21 protein-coding genes and 1 tRNA gene are annotated in these 19,800 nt (G+C 64.6%); 13 read left to right on the top strand and 9 right to left on the bottom strand.

The features are described 5' to 3' along the window. The coding region (locus AC1Q6V_RS29925; RefSeq protein ID WP_492316428.1) for a hypothetical protein at positions 1–190 on the top strand (190 nt) is incomplete at its 5' end. Between the two features lie 100 nt (positions 191–290). Here the strand turns inward: AC1Q6V_RS29925 and AC1Q6V_RS29920 are convergent. After that, entirely contained in the window at positions 291–641 is a 351-nt protein-coding gene (locus AC1Q6V_RS29920) for a hypothetical protein (RefSeq protein ID WP_011615590.1), read from the bottom strand. 528 nt (positions 642–1,169) lie between these two features. Here AC1Q6V_RS29920 and AC1Q6V_RS29915 point away from each other — a divergent pair. Both AC1Q6V_RS29915 and AC1Q6V_RS29910 read left to right on the top strand, forming a co-directional pair. Beyond that, positions 1,170–1,412 carry a DUF2188 domain-containing protein gene (locus AC1Q6V_RS29915; protein ID WP_011615591.1) on the top strand — a complete coding sequence of 81 codons (243 nt, stop codon included), beginning with the start codon at positions 1,170–1,172 and terminating at the stop codon, positions 1,410–1,412. Positions 1,413–1,597: 185 nt separating this feature from the next. After that, the gene (locus AC1Q6V_RS29910; RefSeq protein ID WP_492316427.1) at positions 1,598–1,816 is read left to right on the top strand and encodes a DUF2188 domain-containing protein; all 219 of its coding nucleotides are present in this window, start codon (positions 1,598–1,600) and stop codon (positions 1,814–1,816) included. A gap of 113 nt (positions 1,817–1,929) precedes the next feature. Here the strand turns inward: AC1Q6V_RS29910 and AC1Q6V_RS29905 are convergent, their stop codons facing one another. Beyond that, positions 1,930–2,289, bottom strand: coding sequence for a hypothetical protein (locus AC1Q6V_RS29905; RefSeq protein WP_492316426.1), 360 nt, complete (start codon positions 2,287–2,289; stop codon positions 1,930–1,932). Between the two features lie 31 nt (positions 2,290–2,320). Here AC1Q6V_RS29905 and AC1Q6V_RS29900 point away from each other — a divergent pair, with 31 nt between their 5' ends. Both AC1Q6V_RS29900 and AC1Q6V_RS29895 read left to right on the top strand, forming a co-directional pair. Next, positions 2,321–2,521, top strand: a complete 201-nt coding sequence (locus AC1Q6V_RS29900) for a hypothetical protein (protein ID WP_492316425.1) — start codon at positions 2,321–2,323, stop codon at positions 2,519–2,521. Next, a complete protein-coding gene (locus AC1Q6V_RS29895) occupies positions 2,518–2,700 on the top strand; it encodes a hypothetical protein (protein ID WP_010809504.1) in 183 nt (60 codons plus the stop codon). Before AC1Q6V_RS29900 ends, AC1Q6V_RS29895 begins: the two co-directional genes overlap by 4 nt. A 117-nt stretch (positions 2,701–2,817) precedes the next feature. Here AC1Q6V_RS29895 and AC1Q6V_RS29890 read toward each other — a convergent pair. The 3 genes from AC1Q6V_RS29890 to dusA all read right to left on the bottom strand — a co-directional run bounded on the left by AC1Q6V_RS29890 (position 2,818) and on the right by dusA (position 5,330). Then, positions 2,818–2,893, bottom strand: a tRNA-His gene (locus tag AC1Q6V_RS29890). A 106-nt stretch (positions 2,894–2,999) separates the two neighbouring features. Then, the gene (locus AC1Q6V_RS29885) at positions 3,000–3,278 is read right to left on the bottom strand and encodes a hypothetical protein (RefSeq protein ID WP_011615592.1); all 279 of its coding nucleotides are present in this window, start codon (positions 3,276–3,278) and stop codon (positions 3,000–3,002) included. Positions 3,279–4,292: 1,014 nt separating this feature from the next. After that, positions 4,293–5,330, bottom strand: coding sequence for a tRNA dihydrouridine(20/20a) synthase DusA (dusA, locus tag AC1Q6V_RS29880; protein ID WP_454750828.1), 1,038 nt, complete (start codon positions 5,328–5,330; stop codon positions 4,293–4,295). 630 nt (positions 5,331–5,960) lie between these two features. Here dusA and AC1Q6V_RS29875 point away from each other — a divergent pair. Then, positions 5,961–6,203 carry a hypothetical protein gene (locus AC1Q6V_RS29875; RefSeq protein WP_439670722.1) on the top strand — a complete coding sequence of 81 codons (243 nt, stop codon included), beginning with the start codon at positions 5,961–5,963 and terminating at the stop codon, positions 6,201–6,203. 207 nt (positions 6,204–6,410) lie between these two features. Here AC1Q6V_RS29875 and AC1Q6V_RS29870 read toward each other — a convergent pair whose 3' ends face one another. From AC1Q6V_RS29870 to AC1Q6V_RS29860, 3 genes are all read right to left on the bottom strand, one after another. After that, positions 6,411–6,971 (bottom strand): NADPH-dependent FMN reductase, encoded by a 561-nt coding sequence (locus AC1Q6V_RS29870; RefSeq protein ID WP_010809499.1) that lies wholly within the window; start codon positions 6,969–6,971, stop codon positions 6,411–6,413. 129 nt (positions 6,972–7,100) lie between these two features. Then, positions 7,101–8,189, bottom strand: a complete 1,089-nt coding sequence (locus tag AC1Q6V_RS29865; protein ID WP_010809498.1) for an enoyl-CoA hydratase/isomerase family protein — start codon at positions 8,187–8,189, stop codon at positions 7,101–7,103. A gap of 110 nt (positions 8,190–8,299) precedes the next feature. Beyond that, positions 8,300–9,865: a methyl-accepting chemotaxis protein gene (locus AC1Q6V_RS29860; RefSeq protein WP_058697169.1), complete on the bottom strand. Its 1,566-nt coding sequence runs from the start codon at positions 9,863–9,865 to the stop codon at positions 8,300–8,302. A gap of 237 nt (positions 9,866–10,102) precedes the next feature. On the opposite strand from AC1Q6V_RS29860, the gene AC1Q6V_RS29855 reads away from it, so the two are divergent. Beyond that, the gene (locus AC1Q6V_RS29855; protein ID WP_454750829.1) at positions 10,103–10,966 is read left to right on the top strand and encodes a sterol desaturase family protein; all 864 of its coding nucleotides are present in this window, start codon (positions 10,103–10,105) and stop codon (positions 10,964–10,966) included. A gap of 47 nt (positions 10,967–11,013) precedes the next feature. On the opposite strand, the gene typA is transcribed toward AC1Q6V_RS29855, so the two are convergent. Next, positions 11,014–12,834 (bottom strand): translational GTPase TypA, encoded by a 1,821-nt coding sequence (gene typA, locus AC1Q6V_RS29850; protein WP_010809495.1) that lies wholly within the window; start codon positions 12,832–12,834, stop codon positions 11,014–11,016. 188 nt (positions 12,835–13,022) lie between these two features. On the opposite strand from typA, the gene AC1Q6V_RS29845 reads away from it, so the two are divergent. The 6 genes from AC1Q6V_RS29845 (at position 13,023) to pepE (ending at position 19,778) form a co-directional block, all read left to right on the top strand. Beyond that, positions 13,023–13,511: a MarR family winged helix-turn-helix transcriptional regulator gene (locus tag AC1Q6V_RS29845; protein ID WP_010809494.1), complete on the top strand. Its 489-nt coding sequence runs from the start codon at positions 13,023–13,025 to the stop codon at positions 13,509–13,511. A 103-nt stretch (positions 13,512–13,614) separates the two neighbouring features. Beyond that, on the top strand, positions 13,615–15,159 hold the full coding sequence (locus AC1Q6V_RS29840) for an AdeC/AdeK/OprM family multidrug efflux complex outer membrane factor (RefSeq protein ID WP_011615597.1): 1,545 nt from the start codon (positions 13,615–13,617) through the stop codon (positions 15,157–15,159). 44 nt (positions 15,160–15,203) lie between these two features. After that, on the top strand, positions 15,204–16,460 hold the full coding sequence (locus AC1Q6V_RS29835) for an HlyD family secretion protein (protein ID WP_011615598.1): 1,257 nt from the start codon (positions 15,204–15,206) through the stop codon (positions 16,458–16,460). Between the two features lie 2 nt (positions 16,461–16,462). After that, positions 16,463–18,076 carry a DHA2 family efflux MFS transporter permease subunit gene (locus AC1Q6V_RS29830; protein ID WP_011615599.1) on the top strand — a complete coding sequence of 538 codons (1,614 nt, stop codon included), beginning with the start codon at positions 16,463–16,465 and terminating at the stop codon, positions 18,074–18,076. Positions 18,077–18,272: 196 nt separating this feature from the next. Further along, positions 18,273–19,055, top strand: a complete 783-nt coding sequence (locus AC1Q6V_RS29825) for an IclR family transcriptional regulator (protein ID WP_011615600.1) — start codon at positions 18,273–18,275, stop codon at positions 19,053–19,055. 18 nt (positions 19,056–19,073) lie between these two features. Next, positions 19,074–19,778 (top strand): dipeptidase PepE, encoded by a 705-nt coding sequence (gene pepE / locus AC1Q6V_RS29820; RefSeq protein WP_010809489.1) that lies wholly within the window; start codon positions 19,074–19,076, stop codon positions 19,776–19,778. Positions 19,779–19,800: the final 22 nt, after the last annotated feature.

Raw genomic sequence — 19,800 nt, 5'->3', positions numbered from 1 at the left:
TCGCAACTCCAAGATAACAGTGGTGGGCTTGTTGGCCCTTTTTGTTTCTAAACGGTCACGCAGATCGGCGATGAACCCAATTTTTGGCCCGCAAACGGCGCCCCTCGCCTGCAGCAACCCCCGAGACATACCCGACCACCACCGGCGCAAACTTTCCGTAGCCCGCCTTGTACGCGGCTTTTTTGCATGATTTTTGCATGGCGGAGCAAGGAGGGGATGACCACTGTGGCCGAGATCTGGCGGAAAGAAGCAGTGATCTAAAGCGTGCCGGAGACCGCCGGCGTCATGGCTTACACCACGCCGCCATCCGGGATCGAGCGAGCCGAAACAGATCGGGAATCGTCGTTGTGCTTAATGATCTCGGCCATCTCCGCGCGCGAGACATCCACGATGTCGTCAAGCTCAAGCCCTTCTGCATACGTAAGCGCCTCTTCACCGCGCGCAATATGAAAAATCGTGCCCCGCCAGCTGTCCACGCCGTCCCCGGGACCGGATAGGCGGATGCCAAACTCGACATCCTGATCAAGGACGCGAACGGTCACTAGATCTCCCACGTCAACTTGAATACCGTCAACCGCGTATTCTCGGGCCACGACTATCACGGGCCGTTGCGTGTAGCCTCTGGCGAATATCGCTTGCATTTTTCGCTCCCGCTGAGCATCGCCCCAAACTGCAGAGGCAACCGGGACATCCACGACAGGCGTGGGACCGCTTGTTCCTGCGCTTTGACTGCAATGCATCGAGCTCGCTACACTGCGACGGCGAGGTACAGCCCGCCCAGAATGATCAGCCCAGCAACCAGCGCGAAGTAATAGCGCGCGCCGTGCACGGGGAGTTCTGGGTGGCCGGGTAGGTGAGAAACGTGGCGCTTCATCGCGGTTAGCGTGCAGAAGACTGAGTTAGGCATAGGCCTCTGAGAACAGGAACGCCATGTTGGCACCGGCGCCTGCCAACGGCTCGAATACACCCTCCCTTCGATCTCTCGACCCGACCGAGGGCTTTTTTGCACGGATCGGCGGTTTTGCACAACGTATAGCGCGCTTTCCTGACACGAATGCGCCTCTGACCAGCTATTTGCCATCTCCATCCACGAAGGTAGGAGGTTGCCCGACATCGAGTTCGACTCATCGCGCCTACAACGAAGATGCCCCAACCAAGGAGGTGCATTAATGTCTGTCAATACCGTCCAGGTTGTGCTGACCGAAGAATCCCGATGGGCCGTAGAAACCGATGATCCAAGCGGCACGCGTGTAACCTATCCCTCCCGCGGCGCAGCGATTGCCGCAGGCGTTCAAATGGCAATGGCGCAGGATGCCGTCCTCACGATCCATGGCGTGGAAAACGAGCCAAGTGAGATCGATTTTCGCGATTGCGACGCGAGCGCGCTCACTTGCATCCGTGATGCCGATTAAGGTCATGCCCTCAGTTGGATTCTAAGCGGGCGGTCCTGCGACACGCCTGCCTCCACTTCGGGCCCTCGCCACCCTGGTCGAGGGCTTTTCTTTTGCCAGACAGGCCCGATTGAGCATCTGTCCAACATTGATTGCTCATGTGTAGGCCCTAGACTCGAATTGCATACTGATGCGGGGGTCCCAAAATGCGACACGTTCACATCATGCCGCATCTCGGCCATTGGGACATCTGTCGAGACGGCAGTCCGAATGTCCCGTTCACTACAAAAGCGGACGCCGTCCATGCCGGCTGGACAGCCGCCTGTGCCGAACGCGTCGATCTCTACGTTCACAGGCTAGACGGGACAATGCACCGGTACTTGAGCCGGGTCGATGGAACCAATCCAGAGCGCGACGAAGAATAGCGCCGGCATGCTTGCTGGGAAGAAACGCCTGATCGTCTCGTCTGGGTCGCCGGCGGCTAGCGCGTTGGCGAGTTGGTCGACGGCGATCAGCACGTTTCAGAAGTAGCGCTTCATCACTCCCCTCCTTCGCGGCGGCCAGCAGCGAACTCGCCGGCCAGCCGGCCGCGCAGACCCTTCGGCGCCCCTTTCAACATCCGATCTGCGCTCGGCGTCGCCATCTGCTTGACGCGGCTCTGCAACTGGCGCCCGTTGATCAGGATGGGTGATTCCGGGTTCTTTTCGTTCCAGCTATGCAGCCAGGCTGCCGCCCGGTCCTGAATGCCCTTGTCGCGCTCGGCCAGGCCGCGCGACCAGAGATCCAGGATGTCGGCTTGCGTGTTCTGCACCAGGGCGATGTCCTGGCGCGTCGGCATGCGGCGGCGGGTGAGTACCGACATCGACAACGGCGGCTCGGCATTTCCCACGTCGTTCAACAGGGACTACCCGAACGAGATAGTTGGCGGCATGACCCTTCGCGACTACTTCGCCGCGAAGGTTGTCGTTGGCGATGAAATCGGCGTCCGCTATGCGGAGCAACTGCTCGGCCGCGCCATGCCTGACTACGCCGCCCACCCGCTAGCCAACGCGATCTTCTGGGCTGATGCGCGTGCCCGCCTCCGCTACATCGAGGCCGACGCCATGCTCGCCGCTAGGGAGGCAGCATGACAACCCTGAAGGCATACGAGGTCCACTTCGCCGCCATGGACATCCGCCCCGCAGCGATCACCACGAAGCTCGAGCGCAGGTCCGCCGACGCCTACGACTTCGCGGCGCACGCCAACCCATCGACCACCCACCGTCACTACGATCGGCGCAAGGTCAAACGGGCAGCAGCAACAGAATAAGGGAGCAGAAAACAGAAACGGCGCCAGTGGCGCCGTGGGGAAATTCCCATTTCCGTGGGAAATTCCGCATCATGGGACGGTTAGAAAGCCCGTAAGGCCTTGATGCGAAAGAAAATTTGGGGTGGCTGATGGGACTCGAACCCACGACGACAGGAATCACAATCCTGGACTCTACCAACTGAGCTACAGCCACCGTAGAGGTCATCAGCGCGTTACGTTGCTGATCGACGAAAACCAAGATTATACAAACAGTTTGCCGGAATGGCTAGTATTCCGCACAATTTTTTTGAGAGAAAAGCTCAGGTTCTGGACGGGCTCCACTTTGCTTCAAGCAGCACTGCCTGCTTGATGGCTTCGACGGTCTCCGCTTCGGTATCGAACTGCCCCAACAGGCGGCGCGACTTGCCGTTCAGCACGGCTTCCTGCAACGCCTTGCCAGCAGCTTCCGAAGTGCCGGGATGCCAGCAGTAGCGTGCCGTCCATTTGCCGTCCTGCAGTTGCTCGGCAACCCAGATCACCCTGAAGTCTTCATAGACAACGCCGAACGGCGCTTCGTTTTCCACGTTTTCTTTTTCCACGCTGCTCCCCCTGCCGGCTCGGTCCGCATGCCATGCCTTGTCTCGCCTGGGGCTATGCGAGGGATCGTATCACGGCCGCCGACCAGGGCGCCCGCCCGGCGCGCTGGCACCTTCGCGCCTGCCGCTGATTCGCTCGCGGAAATATGCTGTGCACAGCCCCTACCTCTGCAGGGTTCATGCCGCAAATGCGCGAAGCGATACTTGTGCCTGAGGGACATTGACCCCCCTCGACCTTCCCGTCAGGCGGCCCGCCCCATCGGGCCGCCTGCCTCTTTTTGGCCACCCTGCCTTCTCATTGTCGTGGCGCCAGCACCTGGCGAAGGAACCTCACGAGCATCTGAGAGCCCAATCGACGTCATCGACAAAATCGACACGTCTACGAACGGCAGGAAACGGGAATGCAAATCAAGTGTAGATGGCCAGCGCGGATTCTTGCGCTGACGGCATTGGCGGCCTTGCTCGGCGGATGCGCTGGCGGCGGGGTCGACGGCAGGGAATCGAGCATCACGACGTACGGCACGCTGGACGTAGGCATCAGCCATACGCGCTAGCCGGCTGGCGTGACCGATGGAACTCTTTACGGGGACAACCGTCTAATCCCCTCGTCGGCGCAAGCAAAGCGAGCGCGCAAAAAAAGAGTCCGCAGCGCGGACTCTTAAATTTAGCGATCTCAAATGCCCTGAAGGCGGTTGCACTGTAACTGTCATCCTGGGAATGCACCATTCGGGTAAACGAAGAGCAACAAGCCTGGCGTAGCAACAAGAGTACGGCGACGAAAAAAAAGCCCGCCGAAGCGGGCTAATAATCAGTTGAAGAAAGCCCTGTATTCGAGGGCAGGCACAGTGTATGAAAGTGCCCTGCCTCAGCGAATTAGGGGAATCCCTTTCCTGGCGCCGGTTTCCGGGCGATCAGGCATTGCAAGTGCGGCGCGCGGTACACCCGCGCAGCCATGCACATTTTCACGATTCGGAGTTAGAGCGCGGCCTCGGCAGAGCGCGCGCAGCCCACGCTCGCTTACGCGGCCAGAGGCTCTTGTGCCTGCGGCCGCAAGTGCGCGCGCGCCTCTTCGAACAGTGCATCCACATCGGCTCGCGTGCGTGCCGCATTCATGCGCTTGGCATCCGACAGCACGCGGCGCCAGCCACGCCCACCCGCGATGCCACGATGCAGGCCAAGCATGTGGCGCGTGACCGCGCCCATATAGCCACCCCGCTCCACCAGGTCGCCGATATAGCGCTGCATCGCCAGCTCGACATCGAGCCGCGACGGCGCCGGCGCACGCGCATCGCCATAGAAGCGCGCATCCATTTCGGCCAATACATAGGGCTGATGGTATGCCTCGCGACCGATCATCACGCCATCGACGTGCTCGAGGTGGGCCGCCATCTCGTCATAGCTGACGATGCCACCGTTGATCAGGATCTCCAGCTCAGGAAACTCCTGCTTCAGCTGGTACGCCACCTCATAGCGCAGCGGCGGAATCTCACGGTTTTCTTTCGGGCTCAGGCCCTTCAGGATCGCATTGCGCGCGTGGACGATAAACGTGCCGCAACCCGCCTCGGCCACCCGGCCGACGAAATCACGAACAAAATCGTAGTGCTCAATCTTGTCGATGCCGATGCGATGCTTGACGGTGACCGGGATATCCACCGCATCGCGCATCGCCTTGACGCAGTCGGCCACCAGTTGCGGCTCGGCCATCAGGCACGCGCCGAAGGCCCCGCGCTGCACGCGCTCGGACGGGCAGCCGCAGTTCAGGTTGACTTCCGCATAGCCCCACTGCTGCCCCAGCTTGGCCGCCATGGCAAGATCTGCCGGCTCGCTGCCGCCCAACTGCAGCGCGACCGGGTGTTCGGCCGCATCGAAATCCAGATGGCGCGGGACGTCGCCATGCAGCAGCGCGCCGGTGGTCACCATCTCGGTGTACAGCCAGGTGTGGCGACTGAGCTGGCGGTGGAACATGCGGCAATGGCGGTCGGTCCAGTCCATCATCGGGGCCACGGACACCCGGCGCGGGCTTGCAGCAGCGATCTTCCCTTGATAATCAATCATTTCACAACGATCCGCCTGGACCGATATTCCTACTTAGAAAAACTCAAAAACTGCCTCATCAGCCTGCCGGGAAACGGCAAGCTCGCTGATGAGCGGAAGCGCTTGAGTTTACCATCGAGGGCAGATCGAGATCGATCGAAGCAACACAGGTGCACTCGCGATGCTGAAACGGCTCCTTGGCATCACTCCGCGTGCACGGCTTAACTGGGCTAGGTCAGCACGGCCATTGAATGCCACAAGAAATAGAAGACGTGCAGCACAGATAACATGCACATTCGGATCTGCGCTGATTGATTCCCGAAGCCCTCTGCGTGCAAATGGGAACGTGCGCGCCCGCCCCTGACAGGGGGCCCCGCACCACCGCGCGGCAGGATGATTTTCAACGCTGGGAAGATACAAGCATCTTCAACAGAGCTGCCTGCACTCTCAGGCTCATCAACATCAAGGCCGGGCGATGGCCGGGCTGTACGACAGCCTGGGGAACCCGGCGCATTGGGTTGCAGCCACGCCCGGGGACAAACGTGTTTGGCCGAAGCAATTTCACGATCCACGGCGGAAGCTACCCTGGCTCTGCAGGTTGCATCGACCTCACCAGTTCAATGAATTCCTTTGCCAAGGAGTTTTTGTACTATGCCAAAGACATGGAACTGGAAGTTCGCTATTAAGGCTGTCGGTTCCAGCATCCTCGGTCTCGTCGCCATGCTGATGCTGGTAGAGATATGGGGAGCCTGGACAGGCCCTGAGAACTATCCGTTCGGCGGCCAAGGACCATCTGCGGCGATGTGGGCATATCAATCACAGGCGAACTACCTGCTGTCGTGCTTCGCACTCCTGCTTGGTTGCTCACTTGGAATTTGGGCGTTGCTGGCATGAACCGCAGCATTTGGCTGCGCTGGCTGGCCGGGATGCCGGTGCTTCTCCTCTGGGCATGGATGGCACTCGATGGTTCTCGACTCGACCTCTGAACGTTCGCTGACAGGAGCCGGGGCGGATGCGCACGCCTTCGTAACCTGACACGTCCCCCCAAACCGCGGTTACAGGCTACCGCGTCGAGGTTCACAGCGCCCGGCCCCCGCAGTATCACCGCGGCGCAGTCCGCTCGATCCAGCCTGCAAACGTCGTCAGAAATTTGCCGAGAAAGCCCTTGGTCGATTCATTGGCGATCCCGCCCTGCTCATCAAACAGCTTGTCGACGCCGCTGATATACGCCTCAGGCTGCTGCAGCATCGGGACATTGAGGAACACCATCGACTGGCGCAGGTGCTGGTTGGCACCGAAGCCACCGATGGCGCCGGGCGAAGCGCTGATGACGGCGCCAGGCTTGCCGTCCCAGACGCTGCTGCCGTAGGGCCGCGAGCCCACGTCGATGGCGTTCTTTAGCGGCGCGGGCACGGAGCGGTTGTATTCCGGGGTCACGAACAACACGGCGTCGGCGCGGCGGACGCGGTCGCGGAACGTGGTCCAGGCCTGGGTAGGTTTGTCGTCCAGGTCCTGGTTGTACAGCTGCAGCTCGCCGATCTCGACAATCTCCAGCTTGAGTTGCTGCGGCGCCAGCGCGATCAGCGCCTTGGCCAGTTTGCGGTTGTATGACTCCTTGCGCAGGCTTCCCACCAGTACAACGACATCACGAGGATTACTCATTGCGGCTCCTTTGACTGTGTGGACGGAATGACGCGGACGGCGCACGCGGCCAGGGTTGGCCTGGCCGCGTGCGCCGGTCCAGCCGTCACTCTACCCGAGTCGGCGCCGTTACGCCCTGCGCAGCGGATGTCAGGCAGTCTTGCCGAGCGACGCCAGCGGATGTTCCTCGGCGCGCCACGGGCTGTCGAAGAACGACAGCACCTTCTCGCGGCTGACATCATCAAGCCGCGCATGCTGCCAGCGCGGCTTGTGGTCCTTGTCGACAGCCAGTGCGCGGATGCCCTCGACACCGTCGCCGTTGCGGAACACGTAATGCATCATGTCCAGTTCCATGCGCAGCTCGTCTTCGAGCGACATGCTGCGCGCACGGCGGATCTGCTCCAGCGTCACGCACAGCATCAGTGGCGAGCGGCTGCGCAGCATGGCGGCGGTCTGCGCGGCCCAGTCGCCCGGGGCGTCGCTGACGGCGGCGAGGATGTCCGGCATGGTGTTGCCCGCGAACAGGCTGTCGATCTGCGCCGACAACCCGGCCAGCGTGCTTTGCGCCGGCACGCAGTCATCGCGGTGCGCAGCGGTAAAGCCTTCGATGTGCGCCAGCACGGCGTCGCCGCTGGCAAACTGCTGCGTGCGCAGCGAATCGACCAGCTCGGCCAGCCGGTTGCCCGGCAGATAGGCGTCGGCCAGCCCGGCGTAGAGTGCGTCGGCGGCATGGATCACGGTGCCGGTCAGCCCCAGGTACTCGCCGATGCGGCCCGGCGTGCGCGCCAGGAACCAGCCGCCGCCCACATCCGGGAACAGGCCGATATTGGTTTCCGGCATCGCCATCTTGGTGCGATCGGTGACCAGGCGCAGCCGCGCCCCTTGCGAGATGCCCATGCCGCCGCCCATCACCACGCCGTCCATCAGTGCGATATAGGGCTTGGCATAGCGGTGGATCAGGAAGTTCAGCGCGTATTCTTCGACAAAGAACTGGTCGAGCAGCGGATCGCCTTCGTGCGCAGCCTTGTGGAAATAGCGGATATCGCCCCCGGCGCAGAAGGCCTTGCCGCCGGCACCGGCAACCACCACGGCCGCCACCTCGGGTGCGGCGGCCCAGGTCTGCAGCGCCTGGGTGATGGCGCGGATCATGTCGAGCGACAGGGCGTTGAGCGCCTGCGGGCGGTTCAGCGTCAGGTATCCGATGCCACCGCGGACCTCGGTCGTGACGAATTCAGTCATGTCGTACTCCTCCAATGCAACTCGCGATTTTACGCCAGTCGCATCGGCAAGCGCACCCCTGTGGGCAGCTTGCTGCGCATGTGCAGTCACTGCGCATGCGCCCGGCACCGTCAGGCCAGCCGGAACGTCGCCACCAGCGAGGTCAGGCGCTGCGCCTGGTCTTCGAGCGATGCCGCCGCGGCGGCCGCCTGCTCCACCAGCGCCGCATTCTGCTGCGTCATGCTGTCCATCTGCGACACCGCCACGTTGACCTGCTCGATGCCGTTGGACTGCTCGTCCGAGGCCGCGCTGATATCGCCGATGATGGCGCTGACACGCTGCACCGCGTCGACGATGTCCTGCATCGCCCGGCCGGCGTCATCGACCAGCCCCGAGCCCTCACGCACATTGGCCACCGAGGCGCCGATCAGCGCGCGGATCTCCTTCGATGCGCCGGCGCAGCGCTGCGCCAGGTCGCGCACATCGCCAGCCACCACGGCAAACCCCCGGCCGTGCTCGCCGGCACGCGCGGCTTCCACGGCCGCGTTCAGCGCCAGGATATTGGTCTGGAACGCAACCTTCTCGATCACGTCGATGATGTCGACGATCTTGCCCGAGCTGGCATCGATCGATTGCATGACGTTGACCACGCGCAGCACGGCCTCGCTGCCGCGCTCGGCCAGGCTCGCTGCATCCGTTGCCAGCCCGCGGGCCTCGCGCGCGCTGTCGGCATTCTGGCGCACGGTACTGGTCAGTTCCTCCATGCTGGAGGCGGTCTCTTCCAGCGAGGCCGCCTGCTGCTCGGTACGCTGCGACAGGTCGGCGTTGCCGCTGGCGATCTGCTTGCTGGCCGAGGCAATCGAGTCCGCGCCGCCACGCACGTCGCCCACCATGGCCACCAGGCTGGCCTGCATCCGTCCCAGCATGCCGAGCATGCGCGCGGTCTCGTTGCGCGCCGACTCATCGGCCAGCACCTCGCCGCCGGAAGCGGCGACGCTCAGGTCGCCACCCGCGATCTTCTCGAAACGCCCGATCGCAGTATCCAGCGGCTGCACGATCGAACGGCGCAGGCGCCATGCCACCACGGTGCTGAATGCCAGGCCCACTGCCAGCACGCATGCCGACAGCGCGAACAGGTTGCGATAGCGTTGCTGCGATGCCTCGTAGACCTGCTTGGCGCTGGCCACCTGCAGCTTGTTCAGTTCGGCATTGACGGCGGTGAAGGCGATGTCGAGCTGCGGGATGGTTTCGAGCACGGCCTTCATCACGCCATCGCGGTCGCCGGCATGCAGCGCAGTGATCATCGGCGCGACACCCTGCTTGAAGAGCGCATCGCGCCTGGCGGTGACATCCTCCACCGCCCTGGCTTCGTCAGCCGAGCGCGGCAAGGCGAGATAGGCCTGCCAGGCCTTCTCTGAATCGCGCGCAAAGCCTTCCGCGGTCGCGGCGCGCGCCTTGGCATCGGCGGGGTCCGTGGCGAAGGTCGCCTGGTCCAGCAGTACGCGCACCAGCAGCTGGTTCGAACGCGCTTCGGCCAGGTTGACCGCGGCCGACAGCTGCTGCCCATAGATCTGGTGCGTCGCCTCGTTGCTGCGCGACATGCCGAGCCAACCCACTGCGCCGACAATCAACAACAACAAGTTTGTGACGATGGTGAGGAACCACAATCTGGCTCCGATGGTAGTGTTCTTGAACATGAAGGCTCCGGGGGAAGAGGAATCGGGGAAATCGGGAGCGCGAGCCGCGCCGCCGCCCTGTTCAACTACGGCACGCTGGCTGCGTCCTTTACCGGTATTCACCACCTTCACACGCGTGACAGAATTGCGTGGCAGTACAGCAATCCACCATGTGGCGGATGCGCCGCGAGACCCCGCGCAGCGCCGTTTGGAGGAACCCCTCGTGGCAATTCCATGCGGAATATGCAAACTGGCGGCATGAACACTGAATCGCTCGATCCCGGACTGGTGCTGCTGGCCTTTGCGCCAGTGTTCCTGCTGACCATCGGCGCCGAGGCCTGGTACTGGGCCCGCCGCGACCCGACCGTCTACAGCCTGCGCGACACCGTATCCAACGCAGCGCTGGCGCTGATGCACCAGGCCTCGGATTCGTTCTTCCTCTGGCTGATGATCCGCACGGTCTATACCTGGTGCTACCAGCACGGCCTGCGCGCCATGCCCGAGACCCTGTGGTCATTCGCGCTGCTATTGCTGCTGCAGGACTTTCTCTATTACTGGTTCCACCGCGCCAGCCACCGCGTGCGCTGGCTGTGGGCTTCGCACGTGACGCACCATTCGTCGGAAGGCATGAATTTCTCGACGGCGTTCCGGCAGAGCCTGACGTATCCGCTCTCAGGCATGTGGCTGTTCTGGATTCCGCTGGCATGGATCGGCTTCACGCCGGACTGGGTGATCCTGGCGGTCGGCGTGAACCTGGCCTTCCAGTTCTTCGTGCATACGCGGCTGGGGCAACGCTGGCAGCTGATCGAGTCGCTACTGAATACGCCATCGGTCCATCGCGTCCACCATGCGAAGAACCCGCAGTACATCGACCGCAACTACGCCGGTGTGCTGACGATCTGGGACCGCCTGTTCGGCACCTTCGCCCCCGAGCATGAGGCCCCGGTGTACGGCATCACCCGCCAGGTGCGCACCCATAACCCGCTGACGCTGACCTTCCACGAATGGCGTGACATGTTCGCCGATGCCTGGCGCGACCGCGACCTGCGCTACCTGTGGAAGCCGCCCGAGTGGCGCAGCCCGCGCGCACCGGCACTGGAGCCGCTGCCCGGCACGCAATAAAAAACCGCGCCTTCGGGGCGCGGTTCTTTTATTGCCGGCGTCAGCGCTTATGCGCCTTCGCGGGAAGCACGCTTGCGCTCGTGCTCCTTCAGGTGGCGCTTGCGCAGGCGGATGCTCTTGGGCGTGAGCTCGACCAGTTCGTCGTCGGCGATGAATTCCACCGCATATTCGAGCGACATCTGGATCGGCGGCACCAGGCGCACGGCTTCGTCTGTACCCGAAGCACGAACGTTGGTCAGCTGCTTGCCCTTGATCGGGTTGACCACCAGGTCGTTGTCGCGGCTGTGGATGCCGATGATCATGCCTTCGTACAGCGCATCGCCCGGCTTGACGAACATGCGGCCGCGGTCCTGCAGCTTCCACAGCGCGTAAGCCACGGCGTCGCCGTCGTCCTGCGAGATCAGCACGCCGTTGTGGCGCTCGCCCAGGCCGCCCTCGCGCACCGGCGCGTAGTCGTCGAAGATATGGCTGATCAGGCCGGTGCCGCGCGTCAGCGTCATGAACTCGCCCTGGAAACCGATCAGGCCACGGGCCGGGATGCGGTATTCCAGGCGGGTACGGCCCTTGCCGTCCGACGCCATGTCGAGCAGTTCGCCCTTGCGGCGGCCCAGCTCTTCCATCACGCCGCCCTGGTGGCTGTCTTCGACGTCCACGGTCAGCAGTTCGTACGGCTCGCACTTGACGCCGTCGATTTCCTTGAACACCACGCGCGGACGCGACACGGCCAGCTCGTAGCCTTCGCGGCGCATGTTTTCCAGCAGGATGGTCAGGTGCAGTTCACCGCGGCCAGACACTTCAAAGATGGTGTCGTCGCCGGTATCGGCCACGCGCAGCGCCACGTTGGACTTCAGTTCGCGGTCCAGGCGCTCGCGCAGCTGGCGGCTGGTCACGAATTTGCCTTCACGGCCGGCCAGCGGCGAGGTGTTGACGCAGAAGTTCATGGTCAGCGTCGGCTCGTCCACCTTCAGCATCGGCAGCGCGTCCTGGGCCTCCGGCGCGCACACGGTGCAGCCGATACCCAGTTCTTCGATGCCGTTGATCAGCACGATGTCGCCGGCTTCGGCCTCGGACACGATCTCGCGCTCCAGGCCCTGGAACTTCAGCACCTGGTTGATGCGGCCCTTGATCGGGTTGCCTTCCGGGCCGAACTTGACCACCACGTCCTGCAGCGGACGGGCGCGGCCACGCGAAATGCGGCCCACGCCGATCTTGCCGACGTAGCTGGAGTAGTCCAGCGAGATGATCTGCAGCTGCAGGGGGCCGTCCCGATCGTCGTCACGCACCGGCACCTTGTCCAGCACGGTCTCGAACAGCGGCTTCATGTCGCCGTCGCGCACGTCTTCGGTCAGGCCGGCAAAGCCGTTCAGGCCCGAGGCGTAGATCACCGGGAAGTCGAGCTGCTCGTCGGTGGCGCCCAGCTTGTCGAACAGGTCGAAGGTCTGGTTGATGACCCAGTCCGGGCGCGCGCCCGGGCGGTCGATCTTGTTGACCACCACGATCGGCTTCAGGCCCAGCGCCAGCGCCTTGCGCGTGACGAAGCGGGTCTGGGGCATCGGGCCCTCGACCGCGTCGACCAGCAGCAGCACGCCGTCGACCATCGACAGCACGCGCTCCACTTCACCGCCGAAGTCGGCGTGGCCCGGGGTGTCGACGATATTGATATGGGTGCCGTTGTACTCGACAGCACAGTTCTTCGCGAGAATCGTGATCCCGCGTTCCTTTTCCAGGTCGTTCGAGTCCATCACCCGCTCGGCGACTTGCTGGTTGTCGCGGAAGGTGCCTGCCTGGCGCAGGAGCTGGTCGACCAGGGTGGTCTTGCCATGATCGACGTGGGCGATGATGGCGATATTTCGGATGGCGCGGGTCATTGCTGCGTCTCGCTTTGGAGAATCTGAGGTAACCCAACATTCTAGCATGTTGCAGCGCAAGACGCGTTGATCGGAACCGCCACTTACCGAATGAATATCATTGCGAAAAGTGGAATAACCAATTTCCGTTCTTGCTTATCGTTAAACGTGAACATATATTTGCCTCAGCAAAGATTGCAAAGGCAAAGATGTCACGGCTCCCTTCCTCCGATCAACCAGCCGAATCCACGGCCGGCCTGTTCGATCCCGCCCAGTACCAGATGTGCGACAGCGTCGGCTACCTGATGCAGCGCGCCAGGAACATGCTGGCGCACGGGGTCGAGCAGGAAGTCAGCAGCCTGGACATCACGCAGGCACAAGCCAGCTGCCTGATGATGCTGGCGACCGGCCGCGCCTCGACCGTCACCGACCTGGGCCGCGAACTGAATACCGACATGGGCTCGGTCACGCGCCTGCTCAGCCGCATGGAAAAGCGCGGGCTGATCGAACGCCGGCGCCGCGACGCCGACCGCCGCGTGGTCGACCTGTCGGTCACGCCACAGGGCCAGGAACTGGTGGAACGGCTGCCCGCCATCTTCTGCAAGGTACTTGCCCACCACTTCCGCGGTTTTTCCGAGGATGAGATCCAACTGCTGCGCAGCATGCTGCGCCGGATCATCGAAAACAACAGCGGGTAGCGGGCGTGCCTGCCAGCTTCCGGCAAGCCAGAACGTCCGGTCAACCGGACCCCGCAACAGCCCGTAGAAAAAAACAGCATGGCTCCGGCAACGGAGCGTCATCATGAAACCAGCTCTCACTCCCCAAGCCTCCCAGCCAGCCCGCACAAGCGCGCTCGTGCGCCGCGCCGGCACACTGGCGCTGACCGCCGTGGCCGTGGCGGTGCTGGCCGGCTGCGCGGCCCTTGGCAATTCGCACAGCACGCAGACCGTGGCCGACCCGGCCACGATGGCCACCTCGCAGACCTTGCCCGACGAGCATGGCCAGTGGCCCTCGCAGGATTGGGTCGCGCAGTTCAAGGACCCCCAGCTGAGCGCCCTGGTCGATGAGGCGGTCAAGGACAACCCGAGCCTGCAGGCCGCGTTCGCCCGCGTGGAAGCCTCGCGCGCCATGGCCGATGCCACCCGCAGCGCGCTCTATCCGCACCTTGAGTTCGAAGGCAGCCTGATCCGCCAGCGCTTCTCCGAGAAAGACCTGTTCGAAGGCACCCCGCTGGCGGGATCGTGGCAGAACCAGTCGCGCCTGCAGGTGGGCCTGTCCTATGACTTCGATTTCTGGGGCAAGAACCGCGACGCGCTCGAAGCCGCGCTCTCCGACGACCGCGCCGCCGAGGCGGAAAGCCAGGCCTCGCGCCTGATCCTGGCCACCTCGATCGCCCGCAACTACGCCCGCCTGGCTGCGCTGTATGCCCAGCACGACGTGGCAGAGCGCGCCATCGCCCAGCGCAGCGACCTGACCGAGCTGTCGCGCCAGCGCCTGGCCGCCGGCCTCGACACCCAGGTCGAGACCACGCAGGCGCGCGGCACGGTGGCTGCTTCGCGCACCGACCTGCAGCGCGTCGACGAGGAAATCGCCCTGGCGCGCAACCAGCTTGCAGCGCTGCTGGGCAAGGGCCCGGACCGCGGCCTGCAGATCCAGCGCCCGGTGCTGCTGGCGCAGGCCACGCCGACGCTGCCCGACAACCTGACCATCGGCCTGCTGGGCCGCCGGCCGGACCTGGTGGCGGCACGCTGGCGCGTGGAGGCGGCGTCCAAGGACATCAGTGTCGCCAAGAAAGAGTTCCTGCCTGACGTCAGCCTGACCGCCTTTGCCGGCCTGGCCGCGCTGGATCCGTCCAACCTGCTGATGGGCGTCAGCCGCACCTTCGGCATCGGCCCGACCATCCGCCTGCCGATCTTCGAAGGCGGCAAGCTGCGCGCCAACCTGAAGGGCAAGTACGCCGGCTACGACATCGCCGTGGCCAACTACAACCAGGCCCTGGTCGATGCGCTGCGCGAGACCGCCGACACCATGACCAGCATCCGCAGCGTCGACAAGCAGATCCAGACCCAGCGCGAAGCGCTGGACCTGGCCGAGCACGCCTATGCGCTGGCCACCACCCGCTACAAGGCCGGCCTGGGCACGCAGCTGACCGTGCTGAACGCCGAGAGCAATGTGCTGCAGCAGCGCCGCCTGGCGACCGACCTGCAGGCGCGCCGGCTGGACCTGCAGATGGGCCTGATGAAGGCGCTCGGCGGCGGCTACGAGGAGCCAGCGGAAGGCCACGAGAGCGCGGGCCACGGACCGGCGCAGCAACAGCACAACACCCAGGCGGGCGCCCGCGGCTGATCCGCGCACCCAGTGATCGAAGACAAGATTATTCAGAAGACATCATGAGCAACAACCAGCAAGCGGCCGGCACCAACGCCCCCCAGCACCCTGCCCAGCAAGCGCCGGCCACCACCAACAACAACGGCAAGCGCAAGCGCATGCTGCTGTCGCTGACCGCGGCAATCGTGGTCGCCGGCATCGGCTATGGCGTTTACTGGGGCATGTACGCCCGCCACTTTGAAAACACCGACGACGCCTATGTCGCCGGCAACGTGGTCCAGGTCACGCCGCTGGTGGGCGGCACCGTGGTGTCGATCTCCGCCGACGACACGCAACTGGTCACCGCCGGCCAGCCGCTGATCCAGCTTGACCGCGCCGATTCGCAAGTGGCACTGGAACAGGCCGAGGCCCAGCTGGCACAGGCCGTGCGCGAAGTGCGCACGCTGTACGTCAACAACGGCTCGCTCGCCGCCAACGTGGCGCTGCGCGAAGCCGACGTGGCCAAGGCCCGCGACGACCTGCGCCGCCGCCAGGCCATCGCCGGCTCGGGCGCGGTCTCGAATGAAGAGATCTCGCATGCGCAGTCCGCGCTCAAGGGTGCGGAGTCGGCGCTGCTGGCCGCGCGCGAGCAGCTGGCGTCGAACAAGGTGCTGACCGACCAGACCACGGTGGAGAAGCACCCCAACGTGCAGCGCGCCGCCGCCAGCCTGCGCTCGGCCTACCTGTCGTTCGCGCGCTCGGCCATGCCGGCGCCGGTCACCGGCTACGTTGCCAAGCGCTCGGTGCAGGTCGGCCAGCGCGTGGCCGCCGGCGCGCCGCTGATGGCCGTGGTGCCGCTGGACCAGGTCTGGGTCGACGCCAACTTCAAGGAAGTGCAGATCACGCATATGCGCATCGGCCAGCCGGTGACGCTGGAAGCCGACGTGTACGGCTCCAAGGTGGAATACCAGGGCAAGGTCGCAGGCTTCTCGGCAGGTACCGGCTCGGCCTTCTCGCTGCTGCCGGCGCAGAACGCCACCGGCAACTGGATCAAGGTGGTGCAGCGCCTGCCGGTGCGCATCGCGCTTGACCCGCAGCAGCTCAAGGACCACCCGCTGCGCGTGGGCCTGTCGATGACCGTCAAGGTCGACGTGCGCCGCGAGGAAGGCGCCGCCATGGCCCCTGCCGCGCCGGCCAAGCCGATGCAGACCGATGTCTACGACAAGGTTGCGCAGGACGCCGACCAGCTGATCGCGCGCATCATCGCCGCCAACAACGGCGGCCGCAGCACCGGCCTGCCCTCGGCCAGCGCCGCCAACGCCAAGCCCGCCAACACCTGACCATGGCCATCTCCCCCTCCGCCGCGCAGTCCGGCGGCAGCCAGGCGCCGGCGCGGCCCGTCCGGCCGCTGGCACCGCAGCAGCCGCAGCCGCTGACCGGCGGCAAGCTGGTGGTCGGCACCATCGCGCTGTCACTGGCCACGTTCATGAACGTGCTGGACTCGTCGATCGCCAACGTATCGATCCCGGCGATTTCAGGCGACCTGGGCGTGGCGCCCAACCAGGGCACATGGGTCATCACCTCGTTTGCGGTGGCCAATGCGATCTCGGTGCCGCTGACCGGCTGGCTGACCACGCGCTTCGGCGCGGTGCGGCTGTTCATCACCTCGATCCTGCTGTTCGTGCTGGCATCGTGGCTGTGCGGCGTCGCTCCCAACCTCGAGACGCTGCTGGCCGCACGGGTCCTGCAGGGCGCGGTGGCCGGGCCGATGATCCCGCTGTCGCAGTCGCTGCTGCTGTCGAGCTATCCGCCGCAGAAGAGCACCATGGCACTGGCACTGTGGGGCATGACCACGCTGGTGGCGCCGATCATGGGCCCGCTGCTGGGCGGCTGGATCTCGGACAACATGACCTGGCCGTGGATCTTCTACATCAACGTGCCGGTGGGCATCGTCACGGCCTATGTCACCTGGGCCATCTACAAGGACCGCGAAACCCCGACCAGGGTGCTGCCGATCGACCGCATCGGCCTGGCGCTGCTGGTGATCTGGGTGGGCTCGATGCAGCTGATGCTCGACAAGGGCAAGGAACTGGACTGGTTCCACTCGACCGAGATCGTGGTGCTGACGCTGGTGGCGATTGTCGGTTTCCTGTTCTTCCTGATCTGGGAAAGCCATGAGAAGCACCCGGTCGTCGATATCAGCCTGTTCAAGGGCCGCAACTTCAGCGCCGGCGTGGTCGCCATCTCCGTGGCATACGGGCTGTTCTTCGGCAACCTGGTGATCCTGCCGCTGTGGCTGCAGACGATTGTCGGCTATACGGCCACGGACGCGGGCATCGTGATGGCGCCGGTAGGGATCTTTGCGATCCTGCTGTCGCCGCTGATTGGCAAGAACCTGCCGAAAATGGATGCCCGCTGGGTGGCCACGGCCGCGTTCATCACCTTCGGCATCGTCAGCCTGATGCGCGCCGGCTTCACGACCCAGGTGGACACCCGCACGCTGATGATCCCGACCCTGATCCAGGGCGCAGCCATGGCGATGTTCTTCATCCCGTTGACCTCGATCATCCTGTCGGGCCAGCCGCCGGAAAGGATTCCGGCGGCGTCAGGACTGTCCAACTTCGTCCGGATCACGTTCGGGGCCATCGGCGCTTCGATTTCGACCACGCTCTGGGAAAACCGGACGGCGCTGCACCATGCGCAACTGGTGGAACAGGTCACCCCGTACAACCCGGCCTACCACGACCAGCTCAACCACCTGATGCAGATGGGCATGAGCCAGGCCCAGGCGATCGGCGTGATCGAGCGCAATATCACCCAGCAGGCGGCCATGCTCGGCGCCAACGATATCTTCTGGATCTCGGGGATGCTGTTCTTCGTGCTGATCGGCTTTGTCTGGCTGACGCGGCCGGCCAAGGGCGGCGGCGGGTCGGCGGATGCGTTGGCGGCGCACTGACCCCACCTCTCCGGTTTTCAAGAACTTGGCCCCTGATCGGGGCCGTTTTTTTTTGCTTCGCCGCGGCGTTGCCGCGCCGGGAATGTCCCCCTTGTGTTCCTGTCTTCGTGCCTCTATTATTTGCAAACCAATTTACGGAACCTTGGTTCCAAAAAATGGAACCATAGTAAGAAGACGTGGAGCATGGAGCGGCGGAGTGAGCATTCTTGAAGGCGTGGAAAGCGTCCTGGACATGTTCGGGCATCACCGGCACGAGATCACTTTTAACGATGTCCTGGACGAACTTGGCCTTGCCAAGAGCTCGGCCTCGCGCCTGCTCGCCCAGATGGTGCGCTACCGCCTGCTGGAACTGCAGCCGTCCACACGACGCTACCGCCCTGGCGCGCTGCTGATCCGCGCAGCGCAGGCAGCTGCGCAGGCGCATCCCTTCGACGAGCAATGCCGCGAGATCCTGGCCACGTTGTCCGATGCCACCGGCTTCACCGCCTACCTGTCGATGCTGGACGGCACCGACACTGTCGTGCTGCAACGCCTGAACGGAAGCAACCCGGTGCAGGTGCTGTCACCGCCCGGCGCACGCCGGCCGGCATTCACCACGGCGATGGGCCGGGTACTGCTGTCGCGCCTGCCCGAGCCTGAATTCAACTCGCGCTATGGCGCCGCCGGCACCCGCAAGCTGCCGGATGCACCCGCAGGCTGTCCCGCCACGGTCGCCGAGCTGCGCGAGCGTGTGGCGACGGCCCGCGCCGAGCGCAGCGCCATCGCCGTGAATGAAGGCATGCCCGGCATCGGCGCCGTGGCCGCCACGCTGGCAGATCCGCTCTCAGGCGACGTGCGTGGGCTGTGCCTGTCTTTCACCGCGATGCAGGTCAGCCAGGCCCAGGCCCAGGCGCTGCGCGCGACGCTGGTGCAGGCCGTGGCACCCGTGGGACAGCGCATCGGCGACCCACTGTGGCTCGACGCCACCCCACTTATCTAGACTTCGCCGCAACGACTTATGGAACTCCTGTTACTCAGCAACTCCAGCAGCGACGCCGGCTACCTGGTCCACGCCCAGGCGGCAATCCGGGACCTGGCCGCCGGCCGCAAGACTGCCTGCTTCATCCCGTTCGCCGGGGTCACGCGCGACTGGGACACCTACGAGACGTTGGTCCGCGACGCCTTCGCGCCGGTCGGCATCGCGGTGCAATCGCTGCACCGGCAGGCCGAGCCGGCGGCAGCCGTGCGCGCCATCGAGGCGGCTGAACTGATCGTCGTTGGCGGCGGCAACACGTTCCGCTTGCTGCAATGCCTGCGCGAGCGCGGCCTGCTGGCGGCGATCTCGGCGCGGGTGCGATCCGGTGCGGCGCGCTATATCGGCTGGAGCGCCGGCGCCAACCTGGCCTGCCCGACCATCAGCACCACCAACGACATGCCGGTGGCCGACCCGGGCGGCCTGGACGCGCTGGCGCTGGTCCCCTTCCAGATCAACCCGCACTACTTCAACCTGGTCGTGCCCGGCTTCCGCGGCGAAACGCGCGACCAGCGCCTGGCCGAATTCACCGTGCTGCAGCCCGACATGCCAGTGCTGGGGCTGCCCGAAGGCAACTGGGTGCGGGTCTCGGACGATCGCCTCGAAATGGGCGGCGCCCATCCCGCGCGCTGGTTCAGGGGCGCGGACATTGCCGACGTGCAGCCCGGCGCGCTGTCGCTGCCGCGCTGAATTTGCCGGCCTGAGTCCCTGC

The sequence above is a fragment of the Cupriavidus sp. GW823-FHT07B10 genome (assembly GCF_058794355.1).
Note: the sequence above shows the minus strand (reverse complement) of the source record. Positions and strands in the feature narration are given on the sequence as shown.